Here is a 14,193-nt window from a genome sequence, read left to right as displayed (position 1 = left end):
TTATTTATTTGCCAGAGGAAAGTGTCAAATGAATAAGCTTCCCACCATGATGAACGCGATGACGGCTTATTTTTCTGCCGCCATGATTCAGTCCGCCACGCTGTGTGCCAAACGTTTAATTTCATCGTTACCCGATCCCCACCATATCAGCCGTAACAAAATACTGCTCGCCTATGGCGGCGGTAAAGACAGCAGCTATATGGTCGCCTGGGTGCGTTATATTCAGGGGCTGCTGTGGCTGGAAAAAGGCGCGACATTTCAGCTGCGCATTTGCACCAACCGTCATGCCGGCATGAATGACCAGGTGATGGCGAATATTGCTCGCGTCTACCGGGCACTGGCGATTGAGGGTGACGACACCGTTGAGTGCCTGGTTATCGATGGATTACTGATTCGCCCCTTTCAGCGCCATTTGCCCTTTCCCGCTACCGTACGCCAGCAGAATCGCACCGATGTGCTGATGAATGGCCACCGTTTTCGCGCCGATGCCCGCTCCACTTTCTGCAACGCCTGCAATCTCAGTATGGTCAATGCCTTTGGTCTCGCCGCCTACTATGACGGCGGCGTGGATGTGATTATCACCGGTGATTCGCCACAGGAACAGACCGCTTATCTCGCCTGGGCACGCCACCTGGCGCGCCTGTTCGCCGCTCCCCAGGTAGCAAAAGACCAGGGTTTTTCCGGCTTCCTGCAGACACTCGATGGCGTCTCAGAGCGCTATTTCAGCCATATTTACGGCGAAGGCGACGTCACGCCCGCGCACCGCATCACCTGGCAGCTGCCGCGCGACCCGTTGTTTTTCAATATCTATCAGGACACCGCGTATGAAGCCGGGGCACACTGGGCGCTGCTGAGCGACTTTATGGGCTTTCAGTTCGATGAACTGATGTTCAGTTTTTCCGAATCCGACTGCGGCAATCCGACGCTGATGGCGCATCTTCGTGGCCTGCGCGCGGAAACCCTGCTGCAGCGCAGCTATGACGAAGGTGTGAGCGAGTATGCGCGCTTTGCCCTTGGGCTGATGCGGCAGAAAGATTTTCCGCCGTCACTGATTGCCGCGATGACGGCACGCTACCAGGATACCGCCGCTATCGCCCGCCAGCGCCAGCATGCTGAACAGTTTGCGCAGGATGCCTTTGGGCTGACGACCGGCCAGCTGATCTGCATGATTTACTCGCCCTTTACCGCAGGTGGCAATCAGCTGGAACACTACCTGCAGCAGCAACATATCCCGCTGTCCGCCAGTGCCATCAGGGCGTTACTCCGTGACGATGCTGCATCAGACCCGCTGTTATGCCGTGAGCTGGAAACCCTTTCCGGCCTGACACTGCCACAGCTGCGTCAGTGCTGGCGCAGCCCGGCGGTCAATACCTTGCTGGAACCGCGATCGCCGGACCCGCTGTCACGCATTCTGCGTTACGACCCGCATAAGGCGGTGATCCCGGTCAGGCATGGCACGTTGCAGGACAGTATCAGCGAAGTGATTTCCGGCCGTTAAGCCGCTAAGGACCCGGTTATGAAGAAAATATTTTTGCAGATTGGCGCCACCCGGGACGGACAAAACCCGTACTGCGCGGTGGCACAGCGTGAGGGATATTTTACCGTGCTGGCGGAGATGGCGGAGTTTGTTGATTACCAGTCACAGTGCCTCGAACTGCCGTTCGACCTGATTTTGCGCATCAGCAAACCGGAAAACCCGCAGCAGGTGATGCAGGCCTATTTCAATGCCGGGCTGCTGGAGCATCCGCAGGTGGTGCTGGCAGGCTTTGAAGCCTATAACCCGTGTGCCGGACGCGTGCGAGAAATGCTTGCCGCATCAGATGAGCACCACAGCTTTATTCCGCTGGATAAATACGCGCAGCGTATGGCGCTGAGCAAAGCGCAGACTGGCGTGGCGCAGCCGGAGTTCCGTTTCTTCGCTTCAGTGCTCAGTATTCGCGATGCACGCGATGCCCTGATCTATCCCTGCGTGATCACACCGGTCGATGGCGGCGGCGGACTGGGAGTCTGGCTGGTGAAGTCAGCGCATGAACTGGATAAAACCGTCGATAAGCTGGTGAATACCCTGAATTATGGCGGTCGCCGCTTTACCGGCTATATCGTCGAGCGCTGGCTGCCGGGCGTTGAGTATTCCCTGCAGGGCGTGGTGTGCGATGGCGTGGCGCATGCGCTGACCTGTTGCCAGAAGCTGACTGAACAGGTGAAAAGTGCCGATGGCGCCATCAGTTTTTATGAATCAGGCCATGTCGCTGAGTCCGCGCAACAGCTGCCCGCCGCCTTTCAGTCACTGATGCAAACCTGTTGTACCACCTTCGACTATCGTCAGGGCGCATTTCACATCGACTTTATTTTGCTTGATAACGTGCCATATTTTCTTGAGATGGGTTTTCGTCTCTCAGGTATGGGCGTGGTCAGCCTGGTCAACGGTATAACAGGCCAGGACTGGGCGGAAGTGACGTTTCATCTTGAGGAGGGCAAACCCTTCCACGGCCTGCCGCCGGATGCACAGGCGCAGGCACTGGGACAACTGCGTATGCGCCAGCCTGCCCAGCTGGCGGCGGCCGAGTTATGGGTGCGCAGTCATCCGCAGAGTAAGGTGCTGCCGCCGCTGAAGCTGCCACCAGTCAGTGCTGCACGCCATTCGCCGCTGTACGCCGACGTCACCCGACACGCCGGCATTCTCGGCACGCTGCGTCTTGCTGCCGCAGATACTGAGCAGATTCTGGCTGTATTCAACGCTATCGTCGCCACCAACACGTTGCCGCGACAGGAGGACTTGCCATGTGCAGGATGATTATGGCCCAGGGAGATTTTTCCGTCGCGGCGGTGCTTGATGCCGCGCGCGCGATGAGCTGTGGCGAAACCGCGCAGCATGACGGGCCGATCCGCCAGCACCCCAATGGCTGGGGCATCCTGTGGCACGACAACGGCGAAATCCGCACCCTGCATGGTGCGGGCACCTTTGCAGAGGCGCTGCCGGATATCGCCATTGACGAGATTCGCGGTTCGTTTCTCGCCGTCCATGTCCGCCATGCCACGCTAAGCAAAAACAGCGGCGTGCAGTTTTCCCATCCGCTGCACCATACCAGCGCTGAGACAGAGTGGTTCATGATGCATAACGGCTTTCTGCCAACGGTGTATCAGCAACTGGGCCTCACCGCATCGCATTTCGATTCTGCAGAGTATTTGCACTATATCGCCGATCAGATTACGCCAGCCGATCTGACCCGGGATTATTTGCAGGAAAAGATGGCGCGGGTTGCGCCAGGCGGCAGTTCCGGCAATGCTTTCTTTGTGACACAGGAGAAAGCCTGGGCGTGGCAATGGTATCCCGAAGATACCCTCTTCCCACATTACTTCACGCTTAACCGTTATCAGGACAAACACACACACTACATCTCCTCTGAAGTTATTCCTGCACTTGGCGCTGCCTCTGACTGGTGTCAGATGAACAATCATGACCTTCATGAATTCAATTTTGCGGAGTAAATCATGGCCATTTTTAATCAGATTCGCGTTATTAATCCCAGCATGTTTGTTGAGTCCACCTGGCTCGACGATATCGTGACCGCGCGTATACCTATCCTTGTTCTGCGCGGCTTTCTCACCGCGGAAGTCAGCGATGCCGTGGTGGCGGATCTCACTCAATGCCGCAAACAAGTGCGGGTATCCCACTATCCTAATGGCGCGTTAACCACCCTTGGCCCCTATCTGGCGAAATACACCTCCGCCCCCGAGAACTACTTCACTGAGATGCGTGATATCCAGCCACTGCTGCCGGATACCCTGCTGACGCTGCGCGAGCAGGTGTACTGGTGGGTGCAGAAAGTGCTCAAGCTGGAGAGCCTGCAAACCGCGCAGGAACCCGAGCTTGGTCCCTATTCTGCCGCGATTGTGCGTTTCCATGCCGATGGCGTCGCCAATCCGCTGCATAACGACCATATCGTGCGTGATGCCGCGGGCAGCGGCCTGGCGGTCACCCAGATCCTGCATCAGCTCAGCTGTGTGGTGTGCCTGCAGGAGTGCGACGACGGCGGTGAACTGCGGGTCTACAACAAAAAATGGCAGGCAGATGATGAGCAGTTCAAAACCCCGGGCGAGCTGGGCTATCAGGATGGGGTGGTGCATCAGTGTGAAACCTGCGAATTCAGCCCGCGTCGCGGCGATATCTACCTGTTCAATCCGACCTACTACCACGAAATCGACCGGGTATCCGGCGATACCCGTATCACGATGGGCTTCTTCTTTGGTTTAACCGACAAAAAAATGAAGCATGCCATTGCCTGGAGTTAGCTATTAGCTAAGCAGGAGCCATTCATGGCCTTCTGCTGGCGCAGGGCGGAATCTATGCCGCCCATTCGCTGGCGGCATTTTGCCGTCCAAAATGAGGGAGTTGTCTATGAGTACGTTTGAAAAAATTGTCGCCTTACTGAACGAACAGCAGGCCGATTTTCGGGTGATCGAACATCCACCGGAAGGACGCACGGACGTGATCAGCGCCATCCGCGGTAATGCACCGGAGCAGGCGGCGAAAGCGATGGTACTGCAGGTGATCACCAGTGCCCAGCCGGTACGCTACGTGCTGGCGATTATTCCCGGCGACAGCAAGATTAATTTCAAAGCCGTCGCGCGGTTAATGGACGGCAAAAAATCGAGTTTTGCCCCGCCCGAAGTGGCGCAGGATCTCACCGGCTGCGTCATGGGCGCTGTACCGCCCTTCAGCTTTCACCCGCAACTGACTCTGCTGGTGGATGAACGCATCGGCAACGCAGGGACGCTGTTTTTTAATGCCGGAGAACTGGATAAGTCCATCGCGCTCAACGTCGATGACTATTTCCGTGTGACCGGTGCAGGCCATTGCGGCGAGATTTCATTATCCGCTGTCTGAGCTGCGCCAGAGAAAGGAAAGAGCTATGTCGGTCAAAGATATGTTACTCGCGCTCTGTGTGGTTATCGCCTGGGGGGTGAATTTTGTTGTGATTAAAGTGGGCCTGCACGATATGCCGCCGTTTTTACTGGCCGGTTTACGTTTCGCGCTGGTCGCGCTGCCCGCGATCTTTTTTATCAAACCGCCAAAAGTCCCCCTGCGCTGGCTGGTGGTGTATGGCATGACCATCAGTTTCGGTCAGTTCGCCTTTCTGTTTCTGGCGATCAAACTGGGCATGCCCGCCGGGATTGCATCGCTGGTGCTGCAGGCACAGGCCTTTTTCACCATTCTGCTGGGCGCGGTGATGCTGAGTGAACAGTTGCGCTGGCACCATATTACCGGCGTGGTGATTGCGGCGCTGGGCATGGTGCTGCTGGCGGAAGCAGGTATGGAAGATCAGAGCGCTGGCGGTATTACGCTGGTCACCCTGCTGCTGACGCTGGGCGCAGCCTTCTCCTGGGCGCTGGGCAATATCAGCAATAAAGTGATTGTGCGCCGCTATCCCACTCCGGTGATGTCGCTGGTGATCTGGAGCGCACTGATCCCGGTGGTGCCCTTTTTCCTCTTTTCATGGCTGTTTGAAGGTTCCCATGCCATTGTGATGAGCCTGATCAATATTAAGCCGGTGACAATTATGTCGCTGATTTACCTTGCGTTTATCGCCACGGTTTTAGGCTATGCCATCTGGGGATATTTGCTCAAGCGTTATGAGACCTGGCGGGTGGCGCCGCTGACGCTGCTGGTGCCGGTGGTGGGGATACTCAGTGCCGCGCTGCTGCTGGGAGAAAGGCTGTCGCTGCTGCAGCTCACCGGGGCAGCCATCATTATTGTCGGCTTACTGCTGAATGTGTTTGGCGGTTTACTGAAGCTGACGCGCCAGACACGCCAGCAGGCGCAATAACAGAGCGGGGTCAGCTTCTGCTGACCCCGCCGGTGCTGCCGTTAGCTAAGGATGTCGATACGGCGTGGTTTCATCGCTTCCGGCACCACGCGTTCCAGATCGATATACAGCAGGCCGTTTTCTAAACGCGCATCACGCACATGGACATGCTCGGCCAGCTGGAATTTGCGCTCAAAGTTGCGCTCGGCGATCCCCTGGTACAGATACTGGCGTTCGGCTTGTTCTTCAGGGTGGGCACCACGCACCACCAGCAGATTGTCGTGAGAGGTGATTTCAAGCTCATTCTGAGCAAACCCCGCCACGGCAATCGTAATTCGATAATGATTTTCTGCTACCAGCTCAACATTATAAGGAGGGTATCCGCCGTTGCTCTGACCCTGGCCGGATTCCAGCAGGTTAATCAGACGGTCGAAACCAATAGATGAACGGTAAAGCGGAGAGAGATCAAAGTTACGCATAATAAACAGCTCCTGATTTTCAGCGAGTCATTAACACAACCTTCCCCAATGGACAGGCTGGTGGTCAGCAAGGTCATACCCTGTCGGCGTATGCTTTCTGACCTGTTATCAAAATGGGGATGGTGCCAGCGCTTTCAAGAGCCGGAATGTAATTTTTTGATCCATCTTGCTGTGAATGGCTTACACTCAGCAGGAACCCATCGGCGTTCGGGCGGCAGTTACCACAGAGTAACCGGGAGCCTCTCCCAGCCCCGCGGCGAATACACTCAGCCAGGCGATGACCTTGACTGAAAGGAACCAGATGATGAAAGCATTGAAGACTTACCATGTTGCCGGTTTATTCGCCAGCTGCATGCTGGCAGGCGCTTCAGGCTGCTCAAGTGTGATGTCCCATACCGGCCCAGGCCAGGGTTATTATCCCGGAACCCGCGCCAGTGCGGCGATTATCACTGACGATAACAGCAACTGGGTAATGAAACCGCTGGCAGCGATAGACCTGCCGTTCTCCGCTGTGATGGACACCATTCTGCTGCCGTGGGATTACCTGCGTGCTGACAAGGACAAAGCACCCGACTCACCACGCGAACGGGTACGCCAGAGTGAGGCCATGTCACGCCCTTTTGACAGTATTCACAGCGCCGAGCCGCTGGCGGTTAATTCAGCGCAGCCGTAAAGATCTGGCGATAACCATCAATATCGCGCATATACGCGACCTCCAGCCCATCGGGTGAAATCACGACGGCATCGCCACTCGGTGCGATCGCCGTTGGTGCGGTTAAGCGCCGTAACCGGCCACTGGCCACATCACACAACATCACACTGTTATCACAGATAAATGCCAGCGCATGACCCGCCGGATGCCAGCTAAACGCGGACTGAATATCGCTGTCACTGCGGGTAATCTGCCGTACCGCGCCCCCGTTCGGCGATACCGTCCACAGCTGAACAATGCCGTGATCGTCCTTCATCAGAAACGCAATGGCGCTGCCATCGGGTGATGCACGCAGCCAGTGGCGCGGCTGATTCACCAGACCAGGATAGCGCCGATCCGTCGTAAAGGTCAGCCGCCGCTGCTGCACGCCGCGCGGCGGCGCGGGTAAGCGCGTCTCACTGCCCGCCAACGGCTGGTCGCCTTCCTGGGCGTAATCGCGCAGCTTCTCCGGCAGATCGACGATAAACACTTCCGGCACTTTCCCACCCTCACTGTTCAGCGTGTCGCCAATAAAGGCCAGCGCCCAGCGCTGCCACGACCCATCAGGCTTACCATAGCCCTGATTCCCCACCCAGCCCTCTTCATAAGCGCGATTGATCTCATCGCTGCCGGGCGCTGGCGTGGCGGTGGTCTGGCTGACCAGCACGCAGAAATGGCTGCCATCGTATTCACGCGGATGCTGTTTCACCGGGCACACCGCATGCAGCGGCACCGCGACACCGACATTGCGCAGATCCTGCGCCATATCCCACTCATGCATCACATGATCGTTATAAGTAAAACTCAGACGTGAACCATCCGGACTGAACACATGCACATGAGAGCCGCCGCGCAGTGCGCCGGGGGTAAAAGGGGGAGTGATATCGCAGGCATCAAGGTTTTCCGCCACGCCGTTCTGCACAATCACGCCGCGACGATGATGGAAATCATACTGCCAGCTGCTGTCGGGATGTTCCGGGCCATGGATGCAGACATAACGCGGCGGTAAGTCCGGGCTGGCGGTCACCACGCCAACATGCGCGCCGTCGCTTGCCAGATACAGCACTTCCGTCGCCCCGCTGACCACATTCACCCGCTCGATGGTCAGGCTGGTGAAGGAGGCGCCGGACGGGCGCACATCGTACACCAGCCACTGGCTGTCTGCCGTCCAGATATTGATATTGGTGAGCTGGTGGTTACGGGGAGCGAACGTGATTTGTTTCATGAAGAGACCCTGATGCGCGGCGTTCGCATCAGGGTATAGCATCGCGGGAAATTAGCCTACTCGTTTCACATCGCCGACCAGCAGGATGTAGGAGAGCGCGCCAATCAGCGCCACCGCGGAAATATAGACCAGCGCCGGACCAAAGCCATAATCCTGCGCCAGATAGCCGATCACCAGTGGCACCGTGATACCGCCCAGCCCGCCGACGAAGTTAAACACGCCACCCGTCAAACCAATCAGCCGCATCGGCGCCAGCGACGACACCAGTGACCAGGTGATAGACGCAAAGCCGTTACCGAAGAACGCCACCGCCATCAGCGTCATAATCCACACCGGGTCGTTGGTATAGTTCGCGCCCATAATGCAGGTGGAAATCAGCAGACCGCAGATAATCGGCGTTTTACGCGCCGCGCCCAGCGAATAGCCTTTTTTCACCAGCTTATCCGCCAGCCAGCCGGAGAGCAGCACCCCCACAAAAGCCGCGAGGAACGGCACCGTGGTCATAAAACCGGCCTTCAGCGCGGTGATGCCTTTTTCCTGCGTCAGGTAGTTCGGGAACCACGTCAGGAAGAACCACAGCGTGGAGGTCACCGCGAACTGTCCCAGATACACACCCACCAGCTTGCGATGGAACACCAGTTTCCAGTCGGCTTTGCTCATCGGCTGGCGCGCCTCTTTCTTCACTGGCGCGTCGCCATCCACCAGACCACCACCGTCACGAATATAATCCAGTTCGGCTTTGCTGATGCCCTTCGTCAAACGTGGCGGTTGATAGACCTTGATCCAGATGAAGGACCAGACAATCCCAATACCGCCAGTGACGATAAACACCCAGTGCCAGCTCAGCAGTTCCTGAATCCAGATCAGCAGTGGCGTGAGGAACGCCAGACCGACAAACTGCCCGGAGGTGTAGAAGCCTACCGCAGACGCACGCTCATGTTCCGGGAACCAGCTGGTGACCATCCGGTTATTGGTCGGGAAAGCCGGTGCTTCAAAAATGCCGGTGATCGCCCGCAGGCCAATCAGCGACATGAGTCCGGTAGCAAAACCCTGCAACAGCGTCGCCACTGACCAGCCGAAAATAGCGATAAAGTAGGTCAGCCGTGACCCGACACGGTCGAGGAACCAGCCGCCGGGGATCTGGCACAGCGTATACAGCCAGGCAAACGCAGAGAACACGTAACCCATTTCCGCTTTGGTGATACCAAATTCTTCCTGAATATGTGCCGATGCCACGGCAAGGTTGGCGCGGTCAACATAACAGATGACCACGGTAATAAAGATCATAATCAGCGTCAGATAACGGCGACGCCCTGGTTTTGCAGTAGTAACTGAGATATCCATCGCAATCTGTCCCCAGATTTTGGGCATAGCGAAGCCGCTCACCATGCCCTGTAATTTACAGAGGGTGTGTCATTTGTTTTTTATTAATAAAACTGCCCTGAATTATTCGTGATACAGGACAGCAGCAGGATGTTTAATCCCCTGGCACGTAAGCCATTAAGCAACAGGGGAAAACCATCGCCGCGAGAATACCTGCCGCGCAAACAGGGCAGGTATTACCACTCAGCAACCGAGCCGTCGGCATGTCGCCACAGCGGGTTACGCCAGTCCGGCGCATTTTTACTGAGTTCAATTACCTTCGCTTCGTCGATATCCACGCCGAGACCCGGTTTCATTAACGGTTTAAAGAAGCCGCCTTCCATATTGAAGTCTTCTTTATTTTTCACGAAGTCGAGCAGTTCCGCGCCCTTGTTATAGTGGATGCCCATGCTCTGCTCCTGGAAGACCGCATTACGTGAGACGAAATCCACATGCAGACACGCCGCCAGCGCCACCGGCCCCAGCGGGCAGTGCGGCGCCAGCGCCACATCATACGCTTCCGCCATGCCGGCGATTTTGTAGCACTCAGTGATGCCGCCCGCGTGCGACAGATCCGGCTGCAGAATCGCCAGGCCGCCCGCTTCCAGCACGCGTTTGAACTCAAAGCGCGAGAACATGCGCTCACCGGCGGCAATTGGAATATGCGTCTGCGCCGCCAGCTTAGGATAGTACTCGGCCTGTTCCGCCAGCACCGGCTCTTCAATAAACAGCGGACGATACTGCTCAAGCTCTTTAATCAGCACTTTGGCCATCGGCGCACTGACACGACCATGGAAGTCGAGACCAAACTCAATCTCATTGCCGAATGCTTCGCGAATTTGCGCCACGGTATTGACCGCCGCATCCACGGCACGTGAATTATCAATCACGCCCATCTCTTCGCAGCCATTCAGCTTGAAGGTATCAAAACCGATGCCACGCAGTTTTTTAATGCCGTCGATCACTTCTGCCGGACGGTCGCCGCCTACCCAGCTGTACGCTTTGATTTTGTCGCGCACCAGGCCTCCCATCAGCTGCCAGACGGGCGCATTCAGCACTTTACCTTTGATATCCCACAGCGCCTGGTCAATACCGGCAATGGCGCTCATCAGAATCGGGCCGCCACGGTAAAAGCCCGCGCGGTACATCACCTGCCACAGGTCGTTGATACGCGCCGGGTCCTGACCAATCAGGTATTCGCCCAGTTCATGCACGGCGGCTTCCACGGTGCGTGCACGCCCTTCAATCACCGGTTCGCCCCAGCCAACCACGCCTTCATCGGTTTCGATTTTCAGGAACATCCAACGCGGAGGTAAACGGTACGTGGTGAGTTTGGTTATTTTCATTTCACTGCCTCTCGATACGCCTTAACAAATGCCGCAGCCTGCTGCGCAGTACGTTCAACGGATTGTCCGGCGCGATAGAGATCGCTGCCCAATCCGGTGCCCACGCACCCTGCCTGAATCCATTGCGCCAGGTTTTCCGGCGTCACTCCGCCGACGGAAAACACCGGTACGCTGGCCGGCAGCACCGCTTTCAGTGCTTTGATATAGTCCGGGCCAAATGCCGATGACGGGAAAATTTTCAGCGCCTGTGCGCCCGCGTCGAGCGCGCTAAAGGCTTCCGTCGCCGTGGCGCAGCCTGGGCAAACGGTCATGCCGTGAGCCACCGCGCGGCGAATCACCTCGGGCTGAATGTTCGGCGTAACGATCAGTTTGCAACCCATGCTGGCGAGCTGGTCCACCTGCTCCGGTTGCAGGACGGTGCCCGCGCCAATTAACGCTTTATCGCCAAAGGCGTCGACCACCGCCGGAATACTTTTCTCCCACTGCGGAGAGTTAAGCGGGATCTCAACCGCGTCAAAACCGGCGTCAATCACCGCCGCGACATGCGCCAGCGCCTCATCCGGGGTGATGCCGCGCAAGATTGCGATCAGCGGAAGATTAGTTTGCCACTGCATGAGCGATGCTCCTTATGCCTGCCTGAAATGCCGTGTCGCCTGCCACCGTGGCAACCTCGCGCCCTATGGCGTGGAACGCCTGCTGGTAACGTGTGGTTAACGCCGAACCGGCGACAAGGGTGATGGCCTGCTTACCTGCGAGGTATTCGCTCATGCTGGCGACTTCCGCGCCAATCAGCAGACCAGAGAGAAATTCGCTCACCTGCTCACGTGGCAGCGTGCCCAGTACGTGTGAGGCGCGAACCTCAAAAAGTTGCGACAGAACGGCAGGCGAGGCGAGACCGCGCTCAAACCCGGCGGCAAACGCCGTTTCCGCGTTTTCCTGCTCCGGCAGGCCCGCACCCACCAGCGAATGACGCAGCAGCAGATGGTGCAGTTCGCCGGTCATCACGGTGCGAAAATCGTGGATTTGTTCAGCATCGGCCTGCACCCATTTGCAGTGAGTGCCGGGCATCACATAGACAGAAGCGGGGGAAAGCGTGCGCGCGCCGAGCAGCTGTGTCTCTTCGCCACGCATCACGTTGTGGTTATCATCCCGCGAGACAGATAAGCCGGGAATGATCCAGATATTGTCGCCAACGGAGGTTAACTGCTCGCCAATGGCAGTAAAATGCGCAGGAACCGGCAGATAGGGCGCCACTTTCCAGCCCACATTGCTGCCGACCATGCCCGCCATCACTACCGGGGTAGCGCCTTCGCGCCAGTTGTGTGTCACTTCCGCTAATACCGCTGCGGGGGATTTACCGTTCAGACGCGTCACGCCTGCTTCTGATTGCCTGCTCTCCAGGCATTTGTCGCCCTGATACAGCCAGGCGCGCAAATTGGTCGATCCCCAGTCAATAGCGATGTAGCGAGATGTCATGTAATTTCCTTTAGCCTTCGTGTTGAGCTGGCGATCATGGTGAGCGCCGCCTGCTCTGCCGCATCGCCGTCCTGATGTCGTATCGCATCGAACAGCGCTTTATGTTCCTGGAGTGTCTTCGGCATGTTGGCCTCATCCCCCATCCAGGTACGTTCAAATACCACCCGCTGTAGCGAGCTGATTGCCACGCTAAGCTGTTGTAATACCGGGTTATGCACTGACTGCAACACCGCTTCGTGATAGCGAATGTCCGCTTCGTTAAACGCATCCCGGTTCTGGTTGTTGGCTACCATGTCATTCAGCGCCGCTTCAATCTGCGCCAGATCACCTGACGTCGCGCGCTCTGCCGCCCAGCGGGCAATGGCCGGTTCCACCAGATTTCGTACCTCGCTCATCGCGCCGATCAGCCGCGGGTCATCATCGTTTTCCAGTACCCATTGCAGTACATCGGTATCGAGGTAGTTCCACTGGCTGCGCGGTGCCACAAACGCGCCGCGGTAACGCTTCATTTCAATCAACCGCTTCGCCATCAGCGAACGGAAGACTTCGCGGATGATATTGCGCGAAGTGGCAAACTCGTCGCACAGCTCAGCCTCTGCTGGCAGCGGCGAACCCGGTACGTACTTGCCGCTGACAATCTGATTGCCCAGCGTGATGACGATGCGATCGGTTTTATTAAGAATCATGGAGAGTCCTTGTGCTCTGAGTGTCCATCACTACTTTACCGCGACCGCCGAATTTCGCTTCATTTTTGCAGTACAAAAATGATCTCATCCGCCATTTTCACGGCATCAATGTAGTACAATTTAAATGTGTTGTACTACAATCAAGATCACAAAAAGAACAATTGGTTAATCAGAAGATAAAAAAAAGCCCCGGCTGATGACCGGGGCTGGCTGGAGATGGTGAGGCGGTTATTGCAGTACGAACTTCTCAATGGCGTAAGCCACGCCATCTTCCAGGTTGGATTTGGTGACGAAATTCGCCACTTCTTTCACCGACGGAATGGCGTTATCCATCGCCACCCCGACACCTGCGTATTCCAGCATCGCGATATCATTTTCCTGATCGCCGATGGTCATAATCTCTTCCGCTTTGATCCCCAGCACATCCGCCAGTGATTTCACACCCGTGCCTTTGTTGACGCGTTTATCAAGGATTTCAAGGAAGTACGGCGCACTTTTCAGTACGGTGTATTGCTCTTTCACTTCTGCCGGGATGCGGGCGATGGCTTTATCCAGAATGGCAGGCTCATCAATCATCATCACTTTCAGGAACTGGGTTGCCGGGTCCATTTTCTCAGCTTCGCAGAACACCAGAGGAATCGTGGCAACGTAGGATTCATGCACGGTGTAGTAGCTGATATCGCGGTTAGCGGTGTACAGCGTATTGCGATCGAGGGCATGGAAGTGCGAACCCACTTCGCGCGACAGGTTTTCCAGGAACCGGTAATCGTCATAACTCAGCGCCGTTTGCGCCACCGTGCTGCCGTCACCCGCTTTCTGCACCAGCGCACCGTTATAGGTGATGCAGTAATCCCCTTCCTGCTCCATATGCAGTTCTTTCAGATAGCGATGAACGCCAGCATACGGGCGGCCTGTCGTCAGTACCACGTTGACACCCTTTGCACGGGCGGCAGCGATAGCGTTTTTAACGGCTGGAGAAATGGTGTGGTCTGGCAGCAGCAGGGTGCCATCCATGTCGATTGCGATAAGTTTAATAGCCATGAGATCCCCGGTTTAAATGAGTCTGATGCCATGCTAACGCGATTCCGCTCAAAAAACAGTAAAAGAGTCAGAGGGAAAGG

15 protein-coding genes are annotated in these 14,193 nt (G+C 56.6%); 7 read left to right on the top strand and 8 right to left on the bottom strand.

What is annotated here, in order from left to right; translation table 11 throughout:
- Positions 1–28: 28 nt before the first annotated feature.
- From ACSZO1_RS01670 to ACSZO1_RS01645, 6 genes are all read left to right on the top strand, one after another.
- The gene (locus ACSZO1_RS01670; protein ID WP_437608877.1) at positions 29–1,498 is read left to right on the top strand and encodes a hypothetical protein; all 1,470 of its coding nucleotides are present in this window, start codon (positions 29–31) and stop codon (positions 1,496–1,498) included.
- Between the two features lie 18 nt (positions 1,499–1,516).
- Complete coding sequence (locus ACSZO1_RS01665) at positions 1,517–2,794, top strand: ATP-grasp domain-containing protein (RefSeq protein ID WP_437608875.1); 1,278 nt, start codon at positions 1,517–1,519, stop codon at positions 2,792–2,794.
- A complete protein-coding gene (locus ACSZO1_RS01660; protein WP_437608952.1) occupies positions 2,791–3,489 on the top strand; it encodes a class II glutamine amidotransferase in 699 nt (232 codons plus the stop codon). Before ACSZO1_RS01665 ends, ACSZO1_RS01660 begins: the two co-directional genes overlap by 4 nt.
- Positions 3,490–3,492: 3 nt before the next feature.
- The gene (locus ACSZO1_RS01655) at positions 3,493–4,293 is read left to right on the top strand and encodes a 2OG-Fe(II)-dependent halogenase WelO5 family protein (RefSeq protein WP_437608873.1); all 801 of its coding nucleotides are present in this window, start codon (positions 3,493–3,495) and stop codon (positions 4,291–4,293) included.
- 106 nt (positions 4,294–4,399) lie between these two features.
- The gene (locus tag ACSZO1_RS01650; RefSeq protein ID WP_437608871.1) at positions 4,400–4,888 is read left to right on the top strand and encodes a YbaK/EbsC family protein; all 489 of its coding nucleotides are present in this window, start codon (positions 4,400–4,402) and stop codon (positions 4,886–4,888) included.
- 25 nt (positions 4,889–4,913) lie between these two features.
- Complete coding sequence (locus ACSZO1_RS01645; RefSeq protein ID WP_437608869.1) at positions 4,914–5,828, top strand: EamA family transporter; 915 nt, start codon at positions 4,914–4,916, stop codon at positions 5,826–5,828.
- A 41-nt stretch (positions 5,829–5,869) separates the two neighbouring features.
- Here the strand turns inward: ACSZO1_RS01645 and ibpA are convergent, their stop codons facing one another.
- Positions 5,870–6,286 carry a small heat shock chaperone IbpA gene (gene ibpA, locus ACSZO1_RS01640; RefSeq protein ID WP_437608867.1) on the bottom strand — a complete coding sequence of 139 codons (417 nt, stop codon included), beginning with the start codon at positions 6,284–6,286 and terminating at the stop codon, positions 5,870–5,872.
- A gap of 304 nt (positions 6,287–6,590) precedes the next feature.
- Between ibpA and ACSZO1_RS01635 the strand changes: the two genes are divergently transcribed.
- Positions 6,591–6,959: a YceK/YidQ family lipoprotein gene (locus ACSZO1_RS01635; protein ID WP_437608865.1), complete on the top strand. Its 369-nt coding sequence runs from the start codon at positions 6,591–6,593 to the stop codon at positions 6,957–6,959.
- Here ACSZO1_RS01635 and ACSZO1_RS01630 read toward each other — a convergent pair.
- From ACSZO1_RS01630 to yidA, 7 genes are all read right to left on the bottom strand, one after another.
- Positions 6,940–8,202, bottom strand: a complete 1,263-nt coding sequence (locus ACSZO1_RS01630; RefSeq protein ID WP_437608863.1) for a DUF3748 domain-containing protein — start codon at positions 8,200–8,202, stop codon at positions 6,940–6,942. The genes ACSZO1_RS01635 and ACSZO1_RS01630 overlap by 20 nt on opposite strands.
- Before the next feature lie 51 nt (positions 8,203–8,253).
- Entirely contained in the window at positions 8,254–9,591 is a 1,338-nt protein-coding gene (locus ACSZO1_RS01625) for an MFS transporter (protein ID WP_437608862.1), read from the bottom strand.
- A 170-nt stretch (positions 9,592–9,761) separates the two neighbouring features.
- Positions 9,762–10,910 (bottom strand): galactonate dehydratase, encoded by a 1,149-nt coding sequence (gene dgoD, locus ACSZO1_RS01620; RefSeq protein ID WP_437608860.1) that lies wholly within the window; start codon positions 10,908–10,910, stop codon positions 9,762–9,764.
- A complete protein-coding gene (locus ACSZO1_RS01615; RefSeq protein WP_437608858.1) occupies positions 10,907–11,524 on the bottom strand; it encodes a 2-dehydro-3-deoxy-6-phosphogalactonate aldolase in 618 nt (205 codons plus the stop codon). The genes dgoD and ACSZO1_RS01615 overlap by 4 nt, the downstream gene beginning before the upstream one ends.
- Positions 11,508–12,386, bottom strand: coding sequence for a 2-dehydro-3-deoxygalactonokinase (locus ACSZO1_RS01610; protein WP_437608856.1), 879 nt, complete (start codon positions 12,384–12,386; stop codon positions 11,508–11,510). Before ACSZO1_RS01610 ends, ACSZO1_RS01615 begins: the two co-directional genes overlap by 17 nt.
- Entirely contained in the window at positions 12,383–13,072 is a 690-nt protein-coding gene (dgoR, locus tag ACSZO1_RS01605) for a D-galactonate utilization transcriptional regulator DgoR (RefSeq protein ID WP_437608854.1), read from the bottom strand. Before dgoR ends, ACSZO1_RS01610 begins: the two co-directional genes overlap by 4 nt.
- A gap of 228 nt (positions 13,073–13,300) precedes the next feature.
- Positions 13,301–14,113 (bottom strand): sugar-phosphatase, encoded by an 813-nt coding sequence (gene yidA / locus ACSZO1_RS01600; protein WP_437608852.1) that lies wholly within the window; start codon positions 14,111–14,113, stop codon positions 13,301–13,303.
- Positions 14,114–14,193 lie beyond the last annotated feature (80 nt).

The sequence above is a fragment of the Erwinia sp. V71 genome (assembly GCF_965644245.1).
In the GTDB taxonomy this organism is placed as follows: Bacteria; Pseudomonadota; Gammaproteobacteria; order Enterobacterales; family Enterobacteriaceae; genus Erwinia.
Note: the sequence above shows the minus strand (reverse complement) of the source record. Positions and strands in the feature narration are given on the sequence as shown.